Below are 20,582 nucleotides of genomic sequence, written 5' to 3'. Positions count from 1 at the left end.
TCCACGTCAGGACTCCCGCACATAGCTGCCGGGCGCGTCCTCGAGCGGCGCAAGCCCGCCGCCGCCGAGCGCCTTGGGTGCGGCCTTCATCCGACCGCTCCGCGACCCGAGCCAGCCGATGTAGTCCGGCCACCACGATCCTTGCTCCGTCGTTGCTGTCCGCAACCACTCGTCGGAGTCCTCGGGATTCGAGTCGTTCACCTGATAGGTAGCCTTCGGATTCCCCGGCGGGTTGACCATCGACGCAATGTGACCCGCCGTCGACAACACGAACCGGCTCTCACCACCGAGCAGTTGCGTACTCCGATAACACGATTGCCACGGGCAAATATGATCCGAGATCCCGGCGATCACGTACGACGGCGTGGTCACCTTCGCCAGATCCACCGGCGAGCCCAGCATCGTCGCTGCCCCCGGCTCGGTGAGCGCATTCGTCATCGCCTGCTCGACGAACCCTCGATGCAGCCCAGCCGTCATCCGGGTGGTGTCCGCATTCCAGAACAGTACGTCGAAGGCCGCCGGCGGCCGACCCTGCAGGTAGTTGTTGACCCAATAGCTCCAGATCAGATCGGTCGGACGCAACCAGGCGAACACCTCCGCCAGCGCACGACCGTCCAGGAAGCCTTTGGATGCAGAGGATGCGATCGCGGCCGCAGCCATCCGCTCGTCCAGCGCGGCCGACGCGAGCCCGGCCCGGCTCTGGTCGAGGACCGATACCGCCAGCGTGAAGCCGGCGACCCGATCGAGCTCGCCGCGATCGGCGAGATGACCGAGCAGCATCGAGGCGAGGATCCCGCCGGAGCAGGTCGCGAACAGGTGCGTGCTGTCGGTCCTGGTGATCCGCCGTACGGCGTCCATCGCGTCGAGGATCGCCTGCCCGTAGGTGTCGATATCCCAGTCGCGGTGCCGGGCGTCCGGGTTCCGCCACGAGATCGTGAACACCTGCTGGCCTTGCCGGACGAAGTACTCGACCATGCTCCGGCCCGGTGCGAGGTCGACGACGTAGTACTTGTTGATCACGGGCGGGACGATCAGCAACGGAACCGTGCGGACCTTCTCGGTCTGCGGCGTGTACTGGATCAGCTCGAGGATCTCGTTGCGGAAGACAACGGACCCGGGCGTTGCCGCGACCGTCGTACCGACCTCGAAGGCGGTCGGCTCGACCATGCTCGGGACCCGCGGTGCGCTCGACAGGTCGCGGACGAGGTTCCGCGCCCCGGCGACGCTGCTGAGGCCGGCGGTGTCGATCAATGCCTTCCAGGCCGTCGGGTTCAGCGCCGGGTTGTTGCTTGGGGCAAGTGCTTCGACGAGGTTGTCGACCAGGAACGTCATTCGTTGCCGATCGCGCCAATCCAGCTCGGCATCGGCAGGCAGTGCGCCCGCAACCTCGGCGGCGGCCAGGTAGGCCTGGACGATCCGGCGCAGGACCGGGTTCTGCGTCCAGGCCGGGTCGGCGAACCGGCGGTCACGACGCGACGGCGTACGGTCGGAGTGGCCGATCGCGATCTGTCCCAGCTCCCCGGCCAGATCCGTCACCCTGTGTGCCATCGTCCGCGGCCGGGCAGCCAGACCGGCCGCCATCCGCGCCCACGCCGCGTTCGGCATGAACCGGCTGAGCGGACCGACCGCGGCACTGGTGAGCAGCAGGTCGAGCGGGGCGGCGAGCTCGTCAGCGGGCGTGCTCATCGCAGGACTCCTTCGGGTACGACGACGTCGCGGCGCTGGATCTTGCCGGTCGGGCCCTTGGGCAGCTCGTCGACGATCCAGACGGCCCGCGGATACTTGTAGGCGGCGATCCGGCCCTTGACGAAGTCGCGCAATTCCTCGGGCGTCGCCGACGTGCCGTCCTTGAGGGCGATGGCGGCGCCGATCTCCTCGCCGAGCGACGCGTGCGGGATGCCGACCACGGCCGCCTCGGCGACGGCCGGGTGCTCGTACAGCACCTCCTCGACCTCGCGCGGGTAGACGTTGTAGCCGCCGCGGATCAGCAGGTCCTTCTTCCGGTCGACGATGAAGAAGTAGCCGTCCTCGTCCTGCCGGGCCATGTCACCGGTGCTCAGCCAGCCGTCGGCGTCGATGGTCGCGGCGGTTTCGTCGGGCTTGTTCCAGTAGGACTTCATCACGTTGTGGCCACCGATCTGGATCTCGCCGATCTCACCAGGTTGCACCGGCGTCCGGTTCTCGTCGACGACCCGCATCCGCACGCCCTCGATCGGCGTACCGATCGAACCGGGCTTGCGGACCGCGTCCGGGTGGTTGAACGACGCGACCGGCGAGGTCTCGGACAGGCCGTAGCCCTCGAGGATGATGCAGCCGAACGCTTGCTCGAATCCACGCAGTACTTCGACCGGCAACGCGGCCCCACCGGACACGCAGGTGCGCAACGTGCTCACGTCGTACTCGTCCCGGTTTGGTACGCCGAGCATCGCGGCGTACATGGTCGGAACGCCTTCGAAGACGGTGACCTTGTCGCGCTGGATGACCTCGAGCGCCTTGGCGGGGGAGAAGCGGGGGATCAGGGTGAGGGTCGCGCCGTTGGCGATCGCGGAGTTGAGGCCACAGGTCAGCCCGAACACGTGGAACAGCGGCAGGCAGCCCATCACCACGTCGTCCGGGCCGACCTTGGTCAGCGTCCGGGCGGTGACGGCCTGGTTGGTGTTGAGTCCGGCGTGGGTCAGCTCGGCGCCCTTCGGCCGGCCGGTCGTGCCGGACGTGTACAGGATGACCGCGGTGTCGTCGCCGTCCCGGCTGACGAGCTCGGCCGGCTCCCGTTCACCGACCAGCGCGCGGAACTCCTGCGGTGCGATCGGGAGCAGTTGCGCATCGGCCGCCTTCGCTCCGGCCTCGGCCTCGGCGGCGACCTCGTGCCAACCGAAGAGCACGCGCGCCCCGGAGTCGGCCAGGTAGTACTCGACCTCGCGCCGCTTCAGCAACGGATTCATCGGTACGGCGACCCCGCCGGCCCGCAGGACGCCGAAGAAGACGATCGCGAACTCGGGGACGTTCGGCAGCATCAGTCCGACCCGGTCGCCGGGCTGTACGCCGTACTCGCGGAGCAGGGTCACCATGCGGGCAGCGGCGTCGTCGAGGTCGGTGTAGCGGAGGACGTCGTCGTCCAGCCGGATGGCGGGGTGGTCCGGGTACATGGCCGCGGACTCGGAGAGGTTCAGGCTGAGGTTCGTCATGGGTTGCTCCGGGGTGGGTGGCTCGGGCTGTGGTTCCACCATCCGGCCGGGCGCCGTTTTCACCGATGGGGCGGCGGCCAACGTCGGCGCGCTCGGACTGTGGCCGCGAACAACGGCGCTTATGCTCCGAAGATGAGTGGGCGCGCCGACGAACCCGAGATCGAGGACCTGATCGAGCGGTTGCGGGCGCGCGGCGGCGAGCTGATCGAGGCGATGGCGTCCTCGATCGAGACCGAGATCGAGTTCTACCGCACCGGGAGGCTGGTTCCGGCCGAGGCGTTGCGGGCGTCGTGCGGGGCGAACTTCGAGTTCATGCTCGAGTCGCTGATCGGGGACGGTTCGGATCCGGTGTCGGCGCGCGAGACCGGTCGGCTGCGGGCCGAGCAGGGTGCGCCGCTCGCCGACGTGATGGCGGCGTACCGGGTCGGCACCCGTTACCTCTGGGACGTCGTGCGCGCCGAGGCGGCCGCGGCGCGGATCACTGATCAGGTCCTGGTGCTGGCATCGAGCCGGTTGTGGCAGATGCAGTCGTCGTACACCGATGCCATGACGGACGCGTACCGCGATGTGCAGTCGCGGCGGCTGCTCGAGCAGGATCAGCAGCGCTCGGCGTTGGTCGAGGCGCTGCTCGAGGGCCGGATGCCTGGCGGCGGGACGGTCTGGGAGGCCGCCGAGTTGCTGCGGCTGCCGTACAAGGGGCCGTTCGTAGTTGTGGCGGCGGCGGTACCCGAGGTCGGTCGGCAGGCGCTGCCGGCGGCGGAAGAGCGGCTGCGGTCCGTGGGTCTCGCCTCTGCGTGGCGGTTGCTGCCCGAGCTACAGATCGGTGTCGTGTGCGTGCCGCCCGGGCGTCTCGCCGTACTAGTCGATTTCCTCAGCAAGTCGGCGACCGGCCGGGTCGGCGTGAGTCCGCCGTACGACGAACTCGACGCGACCGGGCAGGCCGTACGGTTCGCCCGCGTCGCGCTCGCGGGGTCGACGGCCGCGTCGGCGGTGACGTTGTTCGAGGAATCCCCGCTGACGATGGCGGCCGTCGCCGCACCGGATGTCATGCAGTACTTCGTGCGCAACGTCCTCGGCGGACTCGACGACCTCGCGCCCGACGACCGCGAGGTCCTGCTCGACACGCTGGCAGCCTGGTCCACCCACAACGGCTCGGCCACCGAGACAGGCGAGTTCCTCTACTGCCATCCCAACACGGTCCGCCACCGCCTGCACCGGATCGAGGAGCGCACCGGCCGCTCGCTCAACGATCCCCGCTCGGTGGCGGAACTCCTCCTCGCCCTCGAGGCCGCTCGCACGACGAGCTGAGCGGCTACTCGCGCCAGCCGGTGAGGTCGACGGACTTGGCGCTGTCGACGCGGAACGCGAGTTTGATCGTGGTCTCCTTGCCGGCGGGCAGGTCGAGTTTCCAGGTGATGACGCCGAGGTCGGTGGTCTCGGCCGGCTCGGGTTCGGCGCTGAGCGGCTTGACGGTGATCTCGTGGTCGCGTGCCACCGGCAACTGGTCGAGGACCGTGATCCGGGCGTTGCGCGGGGTGTGGTTCTCGACCTTGGTCTCGTACTCGACCTGACGCCGGCGCGTTGATCCCAGGGTCGCCTTGCTCGCTTCCCGGCGTACCAGCTTGCGCTCGACGCGGATGCGATCGTCGAGGCCGAGCGCGAGCTCGACATCTTCACCAGGTGCCCAGAGCGGGAGTGCGGCCGAGCCGACGAACTCGGCCTCGTGGAAGACGGAGGCCTTGCCGGCGGGGAGCGTGTGGGCCGACGAGTTCACCACGGTGGCGCGCAGATGTACGTCGGTCGACCGGACCGGTGCCGTGATGTAGTCCAGCTCGGCATCGAGGTCGATTGAGGCGATCGTCGCGCGGTGCGTGGCTCCGTCCGCGGGTACGGCGACGGGCCGGGGCGGGGTGTAGCTCGCGGCGGTCATGCCCTGCTCGACGGTCGCCTCGACGGCCTCGAAGGCTGCCTGCTCCTGGATCAAGCCCGCGGACTGCCTTCGGGACTTGAGGCGGTCTGGGCCGCCGGCCACTTGCATTCCGAGTGAGACAGGCGCGCCAGGGGCCGCCATCGGCATCGGCGGGTGGAAGCGGTCGAGGTACCACGGGTCGAGCTCGGGCACCTTCGCGGTGACAGTCGGCCTCGCTGTCGACAGGGTCAGGTCGCACTCCGGCCAGTCCTCGTCGCTGTGCTGGGTGATCAGGCCGTACCAGCTCAGCGTCAGGCGGTCGCCGGTAAGACGGACGTCGTACGAGCTGGTCCAGTTGGCAGCGGGTACGACGTACGAGAGCTCGATCTCCACCTCGGCCTCGGTCTCCAGCGCGAGCGCGATCGCGGCGGCGCGGCGATCGGGCGTGCGCTGTTGCACGATCGCGGCCAGGCGACGGTCCGCGGCAGCAAGGCGCTTCTCGGCTTCGCGACGTTGCGCGGCGAGCTCGCGACGCGTCGCCCGTACGGCGGACAACCGGTCGGTGAGCGACTCGGTGAATCCGCCCAGCTCGGCCCCTGCCTCGCCGGACGCCAGCGTGCGCGCGAAGCTGTTGCCGGCGCGCCGGGCCAACTGCGCGAGGAACGTGTCGAGCTGCTCCTGGACGTCATCGGCGTCGATGAGCTGCGTGACCTCGTCCTGGGCATCGAGTCGTGCCTGCTCCAACGCGGCGACGGTCTCGTCCGGCGCCTGCGGGTGATGCTGGATCGCCACGTCCACGCCGAGGACGGTCGCGGGTCCACGGCCGGCGACGCGGACCGAGTCCTCTTCCAGGGACAGCGGCAGGGGTTCGACGTACACGGTCTGATCCCCGGCGGGCACGGTGATCTGTCCGCGGCGCGTCACTCGTGCGCGACCCGGATAGACAGTGACAGCAACGATCGGCGCATCCACCACGAGTTGGTCCATGCCCCCGACAGTAGCCGCCGGACGGGACTACTTCCTCGGTGTCGAAGGCCAGGCGATGTCGTCGATCGCGAGCCACGGAGCAGCGGCGATCACGGCCGGCGTCGTACCGGCGAAGGCGGTGACCTCACGGTGGAGGTGGGACTGGTCGACGTACCCGCTCTCGGCAGCGACCGCGGCGACCGCTCGGCCCGCTGCCAGGAGGTGGGCGGCGTGGTCGAAGCGGACCAGTTGAGCGGCTCGCTTCGGGGTGATGCCGAGCTGGGACCGGAAGCGTGCCCAGAGCCGTTTGCGGCTCCAGCCGACCTCGCTCGCCAGACCGTCGACTCGCAGACGCCCGCGGCTGGCGAAGGTCCGCTGCCAGGTGTGCGCGACCTCCGCGTCGACCGACGCATCCAGCCGCCGGCCGAGGACCTCCACGACAATCGCGAACCGCTCGTCCCAGGACACGGCACCTCGCAACCTGTCCTCGAAATGCCCGGCTCCGCGGCCCCACACGTCCGCGAACGACGCGACCGTCCCGGTGAGCTCTGCCGATGGACCGAAGGCGCGAGCCGCCGCCACCGGCGACAACCGGACCTGCAGGCACTCGCCCAGCGTCCCGGCCGCGTGCACCTCGCCGGGGAGAAGCCCGACGAAGGCGCTGCCCTTCTCGGAGCGGCCGTGTGCGCCGTAGACGATGCCGTCGTCATCGCTGAGATCGACGATCAGCGTGACCGACGGATGCGCGACCATCGCGATATCCACGAACGCCGGCGCACGGTGCCGGAACCCGGCCATGCGCACCCCGGGCAGCCTGCCCGGCGAGCGTGGTACGGCGATCTCCACCTGCGCCCAGTCAGGTGGCGACACGGTCAAGCGCATGTATTCGATGCTAGGCCGTGAACTCCAGTACGAGCCTCGCCGCGAGTTCAGGAGCTTCGAGGGGAGTCACGTGCCCGATCCCGGGCAGCATCTCGATCCGCGCGCCCGGTACGACGGCGTACTCCTTGGCCGACGCCGGATCCCAGCGCGGATCGGCGGCGCCGAAGACGACCAGCAGCGGTACGTCGAGCTTGGCGAGCCGCTCGGGCACGCCACGCTCGGTGATGTATTCGCCGTTGCAACGCAGTACGTCGACGAAGTCGCGGTACGGCAGACCACGCAGGTCGGCGACCAGCTCGTTCGGGATATCCACCTCGGCGGCACAGATTGCGCTGATGCCCTTGCGGATGAGCTTGTCCGAACGCAGTGCCCAGGTCAGACGGCCGAGCGGCGGGCCGGTCAATGCGCGAATGATCGCCGGCTGCGGGAGGAGTACCTCGAGTCTCGGGCCGGTGCTGAGCAGAACCATGGACTTCACCAGTTCGGGCCGCTGCTCCGCGAGCGAGGTAGCGACGTACCCACCGCTGGAATGCCCGACGACGGTGAGCGGCCCGAGTTCGAGCGCGTCGATCATCGCTGCCACCCGCGCTGCCTGTGCAGGGATGTCGTACGACGTCACCGGGGCCGAATGACCCAGACCGGGCAGGTCGATCGTCACGACATGGTGGCGTTCGGCAAGAGCCGGAACCATCGGCGCCCAGCAGGCGCCGGACGCCCCGGAACCGTGGATCAGCAGCAGCGGAGCCGCTTCCGGCCGGCCGCTGTGGACCACATGCAGTCCCTGCGACTGCTTGACGGAGTTCTCACTCATGTCGATCACAATGCGCGTGTGGCGGCTTGTCGGTCTTGTACAAATGTCCGTACTCTGCGAGAGCGGCTAAGGAGAATCCAATGAACCAAGGCTTGCTGAACTCGTTGACAGAGGCCGAGCGTCTGCTCGTCGCGGAGACCGAGCGGGACGCGTTGAAGGGCCTGGACGAAGACGAACTGCTGGACCTCCACCAGCGTATCCGGCGCGCACGCACGAAGTACGTGAAGAACTACCGGCGCGGCGCCAGCGCTGCGGTGGCGGGCGTCGGCGGCCGCGGGATGTCGTATCCGCGCAACCAGCGGGACCGCGACAAGGCGGAGTTGTTCGAGTCGGTACTGGCGAAGGTCAGTCGTGAAGTCTCGGTCGTTGCCAACCGTGCCTCGATGCAGCTGCGCACCGAGCGGCTCGAAGCGGCGCGGGCGGCCAAGGCCGCCGCACCTGCCGTGCGTGCGACCGATGGCTCCAAGTCGGAAGCGGTCAGCCGGCCGCGGACGGCGAAGAAGACCACCGGCGGTCTGAAGAAGGACGCCTCGACGCGGGCGATGGGCGCCCGCCGGCAGGCGAAACGCGACTCTCGCTGAAGCTCACCCGAATCGGGGGATCACAATGCGCGTGCTACCAGGGTCTGCTGGTCCGGTGCGTCGACGGAGGTTCGCGAAGACACTGGTGATCGGCGCTGCGCTGGTCACGGTCGGTCTCGCGTACACAGTGCTGGTGCCGCGCAGCGCGACGGGTGCGGACGGTCCCCAGTCCGACCAGATCGAGGCCGGCCGGCGGCTGTTCGCGGTCGGCTGCTCCAGCTGTCACGGCCTGCACGCCGAGGGCGGCACCAACGGTAGCGGCCGGATCGCCGGACCTTCGCTGATCGGCGTCGGCGCGGCCGCGGTCGACTTCCAGGTCAGCACCGGACGGATGCCCGCTGCCCAGACCAAGGCGCAGATCCCGCAGAAGCCGCCCGTCTACACCGAGGAAGAGATCGCCCAGCTGGCGGCGTACGTCGCCTCGCTGGCCCCCGGGCCGGCGATCCCGTCGTCCGACGAGTACGACGTGAGCAAGGTGACGCAGGCGGATATCGTCCGCGGCGGCGAGCTCTTCCGGACGAACTGCACCGCCTGCCACAACTTCGCCGGCCGCGGCGGCGCGCTCCCGAACGGCCGCTACGCGCCGTCATTGATGGGGACGACGCCGCGCAACATGTACCAGGCGATGCTCACCGGCCCGCAGGAGATGCCGGTCTTCTCCGACAGCGTGATGCTCCCCGAGGACAAGCGCGCGATCATCGCCTACATCGTTGCCCTGCAGCAGGCGAACGACCCGGGCGGATTCGGCCTCGGGCGGCTCGGACCGGTCTCCGAGGGCCTGTGGGGCTGGTTGATCGGTATCGGTCTGCTCGTCGTGGTCGCGGTCTGGATCGGGGCCAAGGTGCCGCGGATCCGTCGCCGCGACTGAGCGTCGCCGCGGCTCCCCACCGGCGAACGAGGGTGTGTCGACCCCTGCCACAATCGGCACGAACCGGTTAGTCTCGATTTTCGAGGCACGTACGAGGAGTTGGGTTCCAAGGATTTCGGACAGAGCACGCCCGCCCAGGGGAGGGGTGACGCGCGTGACGAGCCCGGGGCTCGATCGAGAGCGCGATGCGTTCCGGCAGTCGGCGGACGGTAAGACTCCGCGACCGCCGCTCACACTTGTCACCCGCGAGCGGTTGCATTCGGCCCTTGATCTGGGCGTCGGTTCGCCGCTGACCATGGTGATCGCACCGGCCGGTACCGGCAAGACGGTCCTGCTCTCGGACTGGGTGACGCGCCGGCGACGCGCCGGGGAGCCGGTGGTGTGGGTGCCCGGGCAGGCGCCCGGCTCGCTGCAGGGATTCCTCGAGCGGGTGGCCGGCGCCGAGGATTCGCAGCTGCTCGACCCGATCGTCGTCGACGACGCCCATTTGTTGCCGGCGTCAACGGTCGCCGCGTTGGCCCGCGTCCTGCAGGAGGCGCCGCACGCGCTCCGGCTGTTGCTCGCCACCCGGTACGACCTGCCGCTGCCGATCTCCGAGCTCGAGATCCGAGGGATGGCGCTGACATTGCGCTCGCGGGATCTGCGCTTCAACGACGCCGAGGCAACCGAGCTCGTGCAGGCGCATGCCGGGAACGCGACCGCGGACGACATCTCGCTGGTCCAGGAGAAGACGGCCGGCTGGGCCGCTGCGCTCGTACTCGCTGCCCGCACGCTGCAGGCGTCCGGTGATGTCGTGTGGCCGCTCGCCAACCAGCGGCCGGTGCTCGACCTGCTGCTCGGCGAGACGCTGAACACGCTCGACGAGCGGGTCCTGGCGATGCTGCTGAGCACCTTCGCGACTACTTCGCTGACGGGTCAGCTGGCAGCTGTGCTGAGCGGTGACAGCGAGGCCGGCTCGATGCTCGAGGACCTGGCCGGTAGTGGTCTCCTGGTGACGGCGTACGCCGACGAGTCGGCGAGTAACCCTCTCTACCGATACCACCCACTCCTGGTCGAGCTGCTACGACGACGGATCGCGACGAGCGCCAAGGACCGGCAGTTCGTCGTCACCGCGCACCACCGCTCGGCCCTGTACTACGAGAGCCACGGCGCCAGCGAAGCGGCGTTGCGCAGCGCGTTGGATGCGGATGATGTCGAGCTGGTCGAGCGGATCCTGTTCGGCCACGGGCCGGCACTCCTTGCCGCGGGCGAGGCCGCGCTGGTCGAGGCCGCGTTCGACGCGCTCCCAGCTGGGTACGTCGGCCAGCATCCGCAGCTGTACGGCGTCCGCGGGCTGCTGCGACGAGTCACTGGCGACGTGGCCGGCGCCGTACAGGATGCGGCGTTGGCGGACGAGGTCGCGAGCGAATCGGCGCCGGACGCGCTGGCGGACGCCGTACTGCTGCGGTTGTGGGAGTCGCGCTACGGCTGGCATGACGTGCATGCGGCGATCGAGCGGGCCAGGTCGCTGTTGACGCGCGCTGTACTCGGTCCCGAGCGGTTGGCGTGGTTGCTGATCGAGCTCGCGGCCGCGGAGACCTGGGCGGACGAGCTGGACGCCGCGCTCAGCCATCTGGACGAGGCGCTCGTGACCGCGCGGATGGCGGGGCATCACCAGCTGATCGCCGGCGGTCTCGCCCACCGCGCGGTCGTGCAGCACGTCCGCGGCCAGATCCAGAGCGCGGCCCAATCTGCGCGAGCAGCCGTTGACGCCGGGGGAGAGCGCGGCCTCCCGCCGGAGTACGCCGTACGTGCGCAGGTCGTGCTGGGATTCGCGGCGGTCAGCGAGCTGGAGCTGGACACCGCGTGCGGCTACCTCCAACAGGTCGCGGATGCCGACGTGGCCGGATCCGACACCGTGGTCGCGGGGCTGCGTGCGATGCTGCGAGCGGTGCTGTTGGTCGAGCGAGGTCGGCTGGGGGAGGCGCTCACCGAACTCACCAGTGACCCGGTGGCCGCGGGTCCGTTGCCGACCTACCTCTCGCGGGACCTGGCGTTGCTGCGGTCCTGGCTGGCGACCTTGCTGGGCGACAAGATCACGGTCGACGCGCAGCTCACGGTGCTCGAGCGCACGGGCAATGCGACCGAGGCCGAGCTGATCCGGGCGATGACGTCGATGATCCAGGAGGACGTCCCGACCGCCTTGAAGCTGATCGAGGCAGGTCTCGAGCACCCCGACATCTACCCGCCGCTGGCGTCGGCCGCCGCCTCGTTCCGGACGGTTCTGCTGGACCGGACCGGCGACGACCCGGCCGCCGAGGCCGCGCTGGTCGACACCCTGAACCGCGTCACGCCGCAACGCATGCTGCACGTACTCACCTCGGCCGGCGACGAGCCCGCCTTCCTGGACCGCCTCCGCAGACACGCGACCGGTCCGAACCCGCACCCGTTCGCGGCGGCCGCGCTGGAGAAGCTGTCCGACTACCAGGCCGGATGGAGTCAGGCCGGCGGGATGACCCCGCTGGGACGGACCAGGCCGGACGCGAACACCCCGCCGCCGCGCCGCCTCGACGCGGTCGTGAACGGCGCCCGGATCCGGCTGACCGCCCGCGAGGCCGAGGTACTCGACCAGCTCGCGCTCGGCAGTTCGTACGCCGAAGTCGCCCAGGCCCTGTTCATCACCGAGAACACGGTCAAGACCCACCTGATCTCGCTCTACCGCAAGCTCGGGGTGGACAAGAGATCCGCGGCGCTGCGGACCGCTCGTTCCGTCGGGTTGTTGTAGCCGTGGATCACCCGGAGCGGGTGAATGCCCGTCCCGGCGGGGTCCTGGGGCGGTTCGCCGGCAAGGTCACCGGCCGGGTCATCGAAACGGTTCAACCGGATGTGGTGCTGTCCCATATCGACCTCGACGCCTTGCTCGACCGCGTCGACATCAACCGGGTGCTGAGCCGCGTCGACCTCGATGCCCTGATCGACCGGATCGATGTCGAGCGCTTGATGGACCGGGTGGATGTCGAACGGTTGCTCGAACGCGTCGATCTGGACCGTCTGCTCGAGCGGGTCGACGTCGAGAGCCTGGTCCGCCGGTCCGGTGTGCCGCAGATCGTGGTCGAGAGCCAGACCCGGCTGGCAGGCTCACTCGTCGACCTGGTTCGCCGGCAACTGGCCGGCCTGGACGCCATCCTCAACCGTGGCGTCAGCCGCCTGCTGCGCCGGGAACCCGCGCCGAGATCCCGAACGGTCACCGGTGAGTACGCCGGTGCCGTCAGCCGCGCGATCGCGACCACACTCGATATCCTGATCATTGCGACGACGTTCACCATCGGCCTGGCCGGCATCAACCTGCTGACCACCTCGTTCTGGGGCGTCGAGGTACGACATGCGCTCCCGGCAACGATCGCACTGGCGGTGTTCGCGTTCGGCTACGCGTTCGGGTTCCTCGCGGTCGCCGGCCGGACACCGGGCCAGGGCATCGTCGGCCTCCGGGTCATCCGCACCGACGGCGGCGCGATCCACCCGGGGCAGGCCCTGCGCTGGGTCATCGGCTTCCCGATCAGCGTCATACCGCTCGGACTGGGCTTCGTCCCGGTCGTGTTCCAGCGCGAGCATCGGGCCCTGCACGACCTGATCGCGGGCACCGTCATCGTCTACGACTGGGGCGACCGACCGGCCGAGCTGCCCGGCCCGTTGTCCGCGTTCCTGGCCCGGCACGAGGGGGGTTCACCCTAATCGGTGGAGGTCGGCGGCGGGCCCGGTTGATGGGATGAGGCCGTCCAGCGCGGCACAGGGACGCGCCTGCCATCGAGGAGTTCGCATGACCCATCTGGTGGTTCTCGGTCTGGACAGTCGTGAGGACGCCGAGCGCGTCGTCGCGCTGACCGACGATCTGGCGAAACAGCAGCTGCTGCAGCGGGAAGACGCGGCGTACGCCTACAAGGACGCCAAGGGCAAGGTCCGCATCCACCAGTCCGTCAACCTGACCGGGGCCGGCGCCGCGAGCGGCGCGCTGTGGGGAACGCTGATCGGACTCATCTTCCTGAACCCGCTGGCCGGCTTCGCCGTCGGTGCGGCCTCCGGAGCAGTCGCAGGCAAGCTCACCGATGTCGGTATCAACGACGACCTGATCAAGAAGGTCGGCCAGGAGCTGCAGGACGGCCACGCCGCCGTGTTCCTGCTGGCCCGGTCGGCCACCGTCGATCGCGTCGTCGACGCGCTCAAGCCGTTCAGCCCGACGATCATCCAGACGAACCTGACCAAGGAGCGCGAGGAAGAACTCGTCGAGGCGCTGCAAAGCTGATCCCGGTCCGGCCGAGGAGGTTTCGTGAACACGATCCCACGCGACTTCGATCCGATTCCTTCGACCCGGTACCAGGTTCGGGTCGCTGTCGTCCCGCTCAAGCAGGCCGCGGACGAGGCGGACGCGCTCGCCGTACCGGTCGCTGCTGGTGTCGAACCCCCGGAAGAGCTGGGGACCGACCTGGCCGGGCTGGAGTCCGCCGGTTTCACCGGCAAGCGCGGTCAAACGCTGGTTCTGCCGCGAGCCGACGGTCCCGTCCGCGTCGCGGTCGGGATCGGCGACCGCGGCGAGGCCGACGCCACGCTGGTCCGTGATCTGGCCGCGGAGTTCGCGCGCGCCGTTCCATGGCACAAGAAGCTCGCGGTCGAGGTCGCGTCCGAAGACTTCGGCGTCTCGGTGGCGGACTTCGCGCAGGCCGTGACCGAAGGTGTGCTGCTGGCACGCTGGCGGTACTTCGTCGGCCGCGACGCCGAGCAACCGACGCTGGAATCGCTGCTGATCGTTGCCTCTGACGACGACACCGCCGCGGCCGGTGTCGAACGCGGCCGGATCGTTGCGGCGGCCTGCAGTCTCGGCCGGGACCTGGCGAACTGCCCGGCGACGACGCTGTCCGCCGTACGGATGGCCGAGGTCGCGGCCGAGGTCGGTGGCGCCGCGGGCCTGGAGGTCGAGATCTTCGACAAGGAGCAGCTGATCGCGATGGGCTGCGGCGGGATCCTCGGCGTCAACCGGGGCAGCGTCGAGCCGCCCCGGATGGTCCGGCTGCGCTACCAGCCCGCCGATCCGACGGGCCGGATCGCCTTGATCGGCAAGGGCGTCATGTACGACTCGGGCGGTATCAGCCTCAAGCCGAGCGACGAGTCGCACGCCCAGATGAAGAACGACATGACCGGCGCGGCCGCCGTACTCGCATCGATGACGGCGCTGCGCGACCTCGGTTGTACGGCGGCTGTGACCGGATACCTGATGTGTACCGACAACATGCCGTCCGGGTCGGCGATGAAGCTCGGCGACGTACTGACGATGCGCAACGGCACCACGGTCGAGGTCCTCAACACCGACGCCGAAGGTCGGCTGGTGATGGCCGACGCGCTGGCGCTGGCGACCGAGGAACCGGTCGACGCGATCGTCGACATCGCGACACTGACCGGCGCGTGCCTGCGGACGTTCGGGGTCGAGATAGCGGGTGTGATGGGCAACAACTCCGGTGTGGTCGAGCAACTGCGGCGGGCGGGTGACTCGGTGGACGAGCCCGTGTGGGAGTTGCCGCTGCACCGGTCGTACCGTTCCCAGCTCGACTCGACGATCGCGGACCTCACCAACATGGGCGGCGTCAACGCCGGCTCGATCACCGCCGCCCTGTTCCTCGAGGAGTTCATCGACGGCAAACCCTGGGCCCACGTCGACATCGCCGGTACGGCGCAACTCCCGGCGCCGCGAACGTGGCGGAACAAGGGCGCGACCGGCTTCGGCACCAAGCTGCTGATCGAGTTCGCGCTCAGGTTCGCCCGGCCGACGGGCGGCGCGGCATGAACGCCAAGTCGGTCGTCCCGGACGAGCAGCCCGTCAAGAAGGGCGGTATGCAACGCGTCCTCGACGGGATCGAGCGGGTCGGCAACAAAGTCCCGCACCCGGCGCTGATCTTCCTCGCGCTGATCGTGATCGTCATCGTGCTGTCCCAGATCCTGTCCTGGGCCGGGACGAGCGTCACCACCGAGGTCGCGGAGCCGGCCACGGTCCAGGTCGCACCCGAGTACGAAGGCGGCTCCAGTGTCGCCGGCAACGACGCGCCACCCGCGCCGGCGATCCCGGACTACACGGTCAAGCACGAGACCATCACCGCCGAAAGTCTGCTGACCGGCGACGGTATCCGGTTCATCTTCACCACGGCCGTGCAGAACTTCAACGACTTCGGCGTGGTCGCGGTGATCCTGGTCGCGATGATCGGGGTCGGCGTGGCCGAGGAAGCGGGGCTGATCGCCGCGCTCATCCGGAAGATGGTGAAAGTCGCGCCCAAGGGGGCGATCACGTTCATCATCGTGCTGCTCGGCGGTATCTCGAGCGTCGCGTCAGATGCGGGTTATCTGGTCCTGATACCACTCGGCGCGGCGGCGTTCGCCTCCCTCGGGCGACATCCGCTGGCCGGCATCGCGGCGGCGTACGCCGGGGTCAGCGCGGCGTTCTTCGTGAACGTCCTGATCACTCCGGCCGACGGCATCATCACCGAGGTCACCAACGAGACGATCAAACTGGTCTCGCCCGACACCCACCTGAACGTCACCCACAACTTCTACTTCAGCATCGCCGCGACGCTGTTCTGCGCCGCGGTGATGACGGTGATCACCGAGCGCCTCCTCGAGCCGCGGCTCGGCAAGTACGACCCGTCCGAGGCGCCGGACGACGCGCCGGTCGACCACAAGCCCAGCGAGGAGGAGATGAAGCTGGAGTCCCGCGGGCTGCGCTGGTCGGTCTACTACCTGCTCGTCGCGGTCGCGATCGTGTCGGCACTGACGTTCATCCCGAACGCCCCGCTGCGCAACCCGGACACCGGCGAGATCTTCGGGTCCTCGCCGTTCATGAGCAGCCTGCTCTTCATCATCTCGATGTTGTTCCTGGCCGCCGGCCTCGGCTACGGCAAGGGCGCGAAGTCGCTGACCGGCAGTACGAACGTGATCAACGCGATCGTGAAGACGTTCAACGGCCTCGGCGGACTGATCTTCCTGATGCTGCTGATCGCGCAGTTCATTGCCTACTTCAACTACACGAACATGTCGACGCTGGCCGCGACCGGGCTGGCCGATCTACTCGAGCGTGCGGACATCGGGGCGTTGCCGCTGCTGATCGGCTTCATCCTGCTGGTCTTCATCATCGACCTGATCATGCCCGGTGTGATCCCGAAGTGGGCGATCCTGGCGCCGATCTTCATCCCGTTGTTCTACCGGCTCGGGATCGCGCCGCAGACCGTGATCGCGGCGTACCGCGTCGGGGACGGTCCGGCGAACGTGATCACGCCGCTGATGGTGTACCTGCCGTTCATCGTGCTGGTCTGCCAGCGGTACCGGAAGAAGGCCGGGATGGGCACGGTGGTGTCGATGATGCTGCCGTACACCGGGATCGTGCTGGTCGCGTGGACGCTGTTCTACATCGCCTGGTACCTGATCGGGATTCCCTGGGGTCCGTCCGCTCCGGTTCACCTCGGGTAGGCCCCGGCGATGGATGACGGCACACTCAGCCTGATCATCCTCGGGCTGGCCGTCGTCCTGTTCGTCTGGAACCGGCTGCCCGTCGATGTCGTCGCGGTGCTCGTCGCCCTGGCCTTGTGGGCGACGGGCGTGCTGGGCTTCACCGATGTCCTCGCGGGCTTCGGCGACCCGGTGGTGATCTTCATCGCCACGCTGTTCGTGGTGAGCGAAGGGGTCGACTCGACCGGCGTGACCGCGTGGGCCGGCCAGACCATCGTCCGGTACGCCGGAACCACGCGGACCCGCCTGTTGATCGCCGTGACCGCACTGTGCGCGGTGCTGTCCGCCCTGATCACGCTGAACGGGGCCGTCGCGGCACTGCTCCCGCTGGTGGTCATGCTGGCGATCCGGATCGGGCAGCCGCCGTCGCAGATGCTGATGCCGCTCACGTTCGCGGGCAGCGCCGGCTCGTTGCTGATGCTGACCGGAACACCGGTGAACATCATCGTGTCGGAGGCCGCGAGCGACGCCGGAGCGGGGCCGTTCCCGTTCTTCGCCTTCGCGGTCGTCGGCGTGCCGTTGGTGATCGGCACGATCGCGATCTCGGTGCTGCTCGGCCCCAAACTGCTGCCGGTCACGCGGCCCGCGCATCCGGCCGCCGACCTCGCCGTACATGCCGAGACGCTCGACGTTCACTACGCGCTGCAGGACGGCTTCTACCGGCTGCAGGTACGGGATCTGTCGCCGTTCCTCGGGCAGAGCGTGCGCGAGCTCGACCTCACGGCGTACCCCGGGGTGGCGATCGTCGGCGTACAGGACGGGCAGGGCCACAACCGGACGGACGCGGCGATCGACGCCGGGGACGTGCTGGTGGTGACAGGGCCGTCGGACAAGATCAGCAGTCTGGTTGTCGACAACCTGCTCGCGGTCAGCATGACACCGGTCGAAGATCTCCTGACCCGGGATTCGGGCGTGGTCGAGGCGGTGATCCCGCCGCGGTCGGCACTCGTCGGCGAGACGGTGTTCCCCGGGATGCACCGCGGGCACGACCTGGTGATCATCGCCGTCCAGCGGATGGGCAAGGACCGGGGCAATCGGCACACGCAGCTGGCCGAGGGCGACGCGCTCCTCGTGCACGGGCCGTGGGAGACCCTCGACGAGCTCAGCCGGGACCGGGACATCCTGCTCGTCGACTCGCCCGAGCTGGTCCGGCGGCAGGCGGTGCCGTGGGGACCGAAGGCATCGATCGCGGTTGCGATCCTCGCAGCGATGGTCGTGCTGCTGGCGACCGGCGCAGTACCGCCGGCGATGGCTGGTCTGCTGGCGGCAACGGCGATGGTGCTGACCCGGGTGGTCGGTCCGGCGCAGGCCTATCGAGCGATCTCCTGGCAGATCGTCGTTCTGATCGGTGCGCTGATCCCGTTGTCCGGCGCGATCCAGTCCAGTGGCGGCGCGGACCGGATCGCCGACCTGATCGTCGACGCGGTCGGGTCGGGCCGTCCGTACTTGCTGCTGCTGGCGCTCTTCGTGGTCACGGCCGCGCTGGGTCAGATGGTCAGCAATACGGCGACAGTGCTGATCGTGGCGCCGATCGCGGTCGCGGCGGCCGAGGGCACCGGGACCAACGTCAAGCCGGTGCTGATGCTGATCGCGGTCGCCGGTGCGGCCTCGCTGCTGACCCCGATCTCCACGCCCGCGAACATGATGATCATGAGTCCGGCGGGCTACCGGTTCGGGGACTACTGGAAGCTCGGCCTGGTCGTGATGGCGTGGTGGTTGCTGACGGCAATCATTATCGTTCCGCTCGTCTGGTCGTTCTGAGGTGGCCGTCGGCAGGTACGTCTCGACGGGCGGACTGCCCGATGCGTCGACCGTCGACGATCTGGTGCGGGTGACGTACGAGCTGTACCGCGATGTCACCGACGGGACGGTGTCGGACGTGTACCCGGCGCTGGCCCGGGTCGATCCGGATACGTTCGGGCTGTGCGTGGTTGCGACGAACGGGCGGCTGTTCGAGGCGGGTGACGCGCGGCGACCGTTCACGATCATGAGCGTCGCGAAGCCGTTCGTGTTCGCGCTGATGTGCCAGGCGGTCGGCGTCGATGCGATCCGCGAGCTGGTCGGCGTCAACGCGACCGGTCTGCCGTTCAACTCCGTGCAGGCGGTCGAACAGTCGACCGCGGGGCGGACCAACCCGATGGTGAATCCGGGCGCGATCGCGACGACCAGTCTGACGCCGGGTAGCTCGCTGGAGCATCGCTGGCAGTTCATCGTCGACGGTCTGTCCCGGTTCGCGGGTCGTGCGCTCGAGCTGGATCACGAGGTGCTGGAGTCGGCGCTGGCGACGAACCATCGCAACCGTGCGCTGGCGGCTCTCCTGCAGAGTGTCGGCGGCCTGGCCGGCGACGCTGCCGAGGCGACGGAGCTTTATACGCGGCAGAGCTGCTTGAGCGTTGCGGCGACGGACCTGGCGGTGATGGGGGCGACGCTGGCGGACGGCGGGGTTTGTCCGCTGACGCAGGAGCGGGTCGTCGATGCCGATGTCGCCCGGGTGACGCTGGTGGTGATGGCGATCGCAGGTCTGTACGAGACCTCGGGTGACTGGCTGCTCGATGTCGGCGTACCGGGGAAGAGCGGGATCGGTGGCGGCATCGTGACGGTCTCGCCCGGCAAGGGCGCCTTGGGCACATTCGGGCCGCGACTGGATCAGGCCGGGAACAGCGTGCAGGGTCAGCTTGCCGCGCAGTTCCTGGCTCGGCAGCTCGGCCTCGATCTGCTGGCCTCGCAGCCCGTTGAGCCTTTTACGGCGCGGCGAGCGTGAGAGTCGCGTTGGCCGAGGTACCTGCTCGTACGTAGGTCAGCTCGATCTTGTCGCCGACCTTGCGGGTCAGCGTGGCGACCACGATCTGCTCACTGCTGACGGCCTGCTGACCGTCGACCTTCGTGATCACGTCGCCGGCCTTCAGCCCGGCCTCCGCACCCGGCCCGGTCGCGGCGAGAACGAACAGACCGCTCGGCGAACCCGACGCCTGCGCAAGCGCCGGCGGGATCTCCTGGACCTGCAACCCGGTCGTCGGGTGCCCCGGCTTGCCGGTCTTGATCAGCTGGTCCGCGATCGGATTCGCGAGATCGATCGGGATCGCGAAGCCGAGACCGACACTTCCGCCACCGCTGACGCCCGAAGCGTTCGGCACCGTGGCGATCGCAGCGTTCACTCCGACGAGCTTGCCGGAGCAGTCGACCAGCGCACCTCCGCTGTTGCCGGGGTTGATGGCCGCGTCGGTCTGGATCGCGCCGATCAGGTGGTGCGTCACCGTGTCGCCCGGCACCGGCACGTACCGGTCGAGTGCGCTGACGATGCCCGACGTCACCGTGCTCGCCAGACCGAGTGGAGCGCCGAGCGCGACGACCGGCTGGCCGACCTGGAGATTTGCCGACGAGCCGAGGCCGATCACCGGATAGCCCTTCGCCTCGTCCGCTGCCTTCAGTACGGCGAGATCGGTGCTCGGATCGCGTCCGACGATCGTCGCCGCGGAGCTGTGACCGTCGCTGTACTGCACGGTGACGGACCCGCCTCCGACCGCCGACGAGATGACGTGGTCGTTGGTGAGGATGTAGCCGCCCTCCCGGAACACCTGTCCCGATCCCGTGCCGGCCGCACCGCTGCCGCTCGCCGAGATCGTCACGACCGAGGGCAGGACCTGGTTCGCGACCGGGATCGCCGCGCACATCGCCGTACTGGCCTGGCCGCTCGCGGGTGACGCGTTCGCCGTGTCGCCGCTGCGGCGGATGCTGACGATGATCAGCGTCGCGACGAGCGCGGCGACGATCACGCCTTCCACGATGGCGGTGATCAGCAGCCGGTTCGGGCCGCGCCTCTCCGCGGGCTGTTGCGATCCGCCGTCAGCCTGGGACATTG

General features: G+C 69.1%; 16 protein-coding genes. 10 read left to right on the top strand and 6 right to left on the bottom strand.

The genetic code is table 11. The features are described from left to right. Positions 1-6: 6 nt before the first annotated feature. The gene (locus FDA38_RS28780; RefSeq protein ID WP_137257258.1) at positions 7-1,686 is read right to left on the bottom strand and encodes a PHA/PHB synthase family protein; all 1,680 of its coding nucleotides are present in this window, start codon (positions 1,684-1,686) and stop codon (positions 7-9) included. Beyond that, entirely contained in the window at positions 1,683-3,185 is a 1,503-nt protein-coding gene (locus FDA38_RS28775) for a long-chain-fatty-acid--CoA ligase (protein ID WP_137257257.1), read from the bottom strand. Before FDA38_RS28775 ends, FDA38_RS28780 begins: the two co-directional genes overlap by 4 nt. A gap of 132 nt (positions 3,186-3,317) precedes the next feature. Here FDA38_RS28775 and FDA38_RS28770 point away from each other — a divergent pair, with 132 nt between their 5' ends. Then, positions 3,318-4,493, top strand: coding sequence for a PucR family transcriptional regulator (locus FDA38_RS28770; RefSeq protein WP_137257256.1), 1,176 nt, complete (start codon positions 3,318-3,320; stop codon positions 4,491-4,493). Positions 4,494-4,497: 4 nt separating this feature from the next. Here the strand turns inward: FDA38_RS28770 and FDA38_RS28765 are convergent, their stop codons facing one another. Genes FDA38_RS28765 through FDA38_RS28755 form a run of 3 tightly spaced genes read right to left on the bottom strand, consistent with a single transcriptional unit; the run spans position 4,498 to position 7,753 of the window. Continuing rightward, complete coding sequence (locus tag FDA38_RS28765) at positions 4,498-6,081, bottom strand: DUF4139 domain-containing protein (protein WP_137257255.1); 1,584 nt, start codon at positions 6,079-6,081, stop codon at positions 4,498-4,500. A 27-nt stretch (positions 6,082-6,108) separates the two neighbouring features. Next, on the bottom strand, positions 6,109-6,942 hold the full coding sequence (locus FDA38_RS28760) for a helix-turn-helix domain-containing protein (protein ID WP_202877880.1): 834 nt from the start codon (positions 6,940-6,942) through the stop codon (positions 6,109-6,111). 10 nt (positions 6,943-6,952) lie between these two features. Next, a complete protein-coding gene (locus tag FDA38_RS28755; protein WP_137257254.1) occupies positions 6,953-7,753 on the bottom strand; it encodes an alpha/beta fold hydrolase in 801 nt (266 codons plus the stop codon). Positions 7,754-7,833: 80 nt separating this feature from the next. Between FDA38_RS28755 and FDA38_RS28750 the strand changes: the two genes are divergently transcribed. From FDA38_RS28750 to glsA, 9 genes are all read left to right on the top strand, one after another. Continuing rightward, the gene (locus FDA38_RS28750; protein WP_137257253.1) at positions 7,834-8,334 is read left to right on the top strand and encodes a hypothetical protein; all 501 of its coding nucleotides are present in this window, start codon (positions 7,834-7,836) and stop codon (positions 8,332-8,334) included. A 25-nt stretch (positions 8,335-8,359) separates the two neighbouring features. Further along, positions 8,360-9,202: a cytochrome bc1 complex diheme cytochrome c subunit gene (gene qcrC, locus FDA38_RS28745; RefSeq protein WP_137257252.1), complete on the top strand. Its 843-nt coding sequence runs from the start codon at positions 8,360-8,362 to the stop codon at positions 9,200-9,202. Between the two features lie 154 nt (positions 9,203-9,356). After that, positions 9,357-11,966 carry a LuxR C-terminal-related transcriptional regulator gene (locus FDA38_RS28740; RefSeq protein WP_137257251.1) on the top strand — a complete coding sequence of 870 codons (2,610 nt, stop codon included), beginning with the start codon at positions 9,357-9,359 and terminating at the stop codon, positions 11,964-11,966. A 2-nt stretch (positions 11,967-11,968) separates the two neighbouring features. Beyond that, the gene (locus FDA38_RS28735) at positions 11,969-12,913 is read left to right on the top strand and encodes an RDD family protein (RefSeq protein ID WP_137257250.1); all 945 of its coding nucleotides are present in this window, start codon (positions 11,969-11,971) and stop codon (positions 12,911-12,913) included. Between the two features lie 85 nt (positions 12,914-12,998). Next, the gene (locus FDA38_RS28730; protein WP_137257249.1) at positions 12,999-13,481 is read left to right on the top strand and encodes a DUF1269 domain-containing protein; all 483 of its coding nucleotides are present in this window, start codon (positions 12,999-13,001) and stop codon (positions 13,479-13,481) included. A 24-nt stretch (positions 13,482-13,505) separates the two neighbouring features. After that, positions 13,506-15,014 (top strand): leucyl aminopeptidase family protein, encoded by a 1,509-nt coding sequence (locus tag FDA38_RS28725; RefSeq protein WP_202877879.1) that lies wholly within the window; start codon positions 13,506-13,508, stop codon positions 15,012-15,014. Next, complete coding sequence (locus FDA38_RS28720) at positions 15,011-16,684, top strand: AbgT family transporter (RefSeq protein ID WP_137257248.1); 1,674 nt, start codon at positions 15,011-15,013, stop codon at positions 16,682-16,684. The genes FDA38_RS28725 and FDA38_RS28720 overlap by 4 nt, the downstream gene beginning before the upstream one ends. A gap of 9 nt (positions 16,685-16,693) precedes the next feature. Next, positions 16,694-18,484, top strand: coding sequence for an SLC13 family permease (locus FDA38_RS28715; RefSeq protein WP_137257247.1), 1,791 nt, complete (start codon positions 16,694-16,696; stop codon positions 18,482-18,484). 1 nt (position 18,485) lies between these two features. Then, entirely contained in the window at positions 18,486-19,484 is a 999-nt protein-coding gene (gene glsA / locus FDA38_RS28710) for a glutaminase A (protein ID WP_137257246.1), read from the top strand. Here the strand turns inward: glsA and FDA38_RS28705 are convergent. After that, complete coding sequence (locus FDA38_RS28705) at positions 19,465-20,580, bottom strand: S1C family serine protease (protein ID WP_137257245.1); 1,116 nt, start codon at positions 20,578-20,580, stop codon at positions 19,465-19,467. The genes glsA and FDA38_RS28705 overlap by 20 nt on opposite strands. Positions 20,581-20,582: the final 2 nt, after the last annotated feature.

The organism is Kribbella jiaozuonensis (assembly GCF_005233875.1).
Taxonomy (GTDB): domain Bacteria; phylum Actinomycetota; class Actinomycetes; order Propionibacteriales; family Kribbellaceae; genus Kribbella; species Kribbella jiaozuonensis.
This window is presented reverse-complemented; position numbering and strand designations above follow the sequence as displayed.

Coding starts and splice junctions, on each gene's coding strand:
- qcrC (WP_137257252.1), top strand. CDS start 8,360: ATGCGCGTGCTACCAGGGTCTGCTGGTCCGGTGCGTCGACGGAGGTTC.
- FDA38_RS28705 (WP_137257245.1), bottom strand. CDS start 20,580: ATGTCCCAGGCTGACGGCGGATCGCAACAGCCCGCGGAGAGGCGCGGC.
- FDA38_RS28760 (WP_202877880.1), bottom strand. CDS start 6,942: ATGCGCTTGACCGTGTCGCCACCTGACTGGGCGCAGGTGGAGATCGCC.
- FDA38_RS28770 (WP_137257256.1), top strand. CDS start 3,318: ATGAGTGGGCGCGCCGACGAACCCGAGATCGAGGACCTGATCGAGCGG.
- FDA38_RS28765 (WP_137257255.1), bottom strand. CDS start 6,081: ATGGACCAACTCGTGGTGGATGCGCCGATCGTTGCTGTCACTGTCTAT.
- FDA38_RS28750 (WP_137257253.1), top strand. CDS start 7,834: ATGAACCAAGGCTTGCTGAACTCGTTGACAGAGGCCGAGCGTCTGCTC.
- FDA38_RS28720 (WP_137257248.1), top strand. CDS start 15,011: ATGAACGCCAAGTCGGTCGTCCCGGACGAGCAGCCCGTCAAGAAGGGC.
- FDA38_RS28755 (WP_137257254.1), bottom strand. CDS start 7,753: ATGAGTGAGAACTCCGTCAAGCAGTCGCAGGGACTGCATGTGGTCCAC.
- FDA38_RS28715 (WP_137257247.1), top strand. CDS start 16,694: ATGGATGACGGCACACTCAGCCTGATCATCCTCGGGCTGGCCGTCGTC.
- FDA38_RS28730 (WP_137257249.1), top strand. CDS start 12,999: ATGACCCATCTGGTGGTTCTCGGTCTGGACAGTCGTGAGGACGCCGAG.
- FDA38_RS28775 (WP_137257257.1), bottom strand. CDS start 3,185: ATGACGAACCTCAGCCTGAACCTCTCCGAGTCCGCGGCCATGTACCCG.
- FDA38_RS28780 (WP_137257258.1), bottom strand. CDS start 1,686: ATGAGCACGCCCGCTGACGAGCTCGCCGCCCCGCTCGACCTGCTGCTC.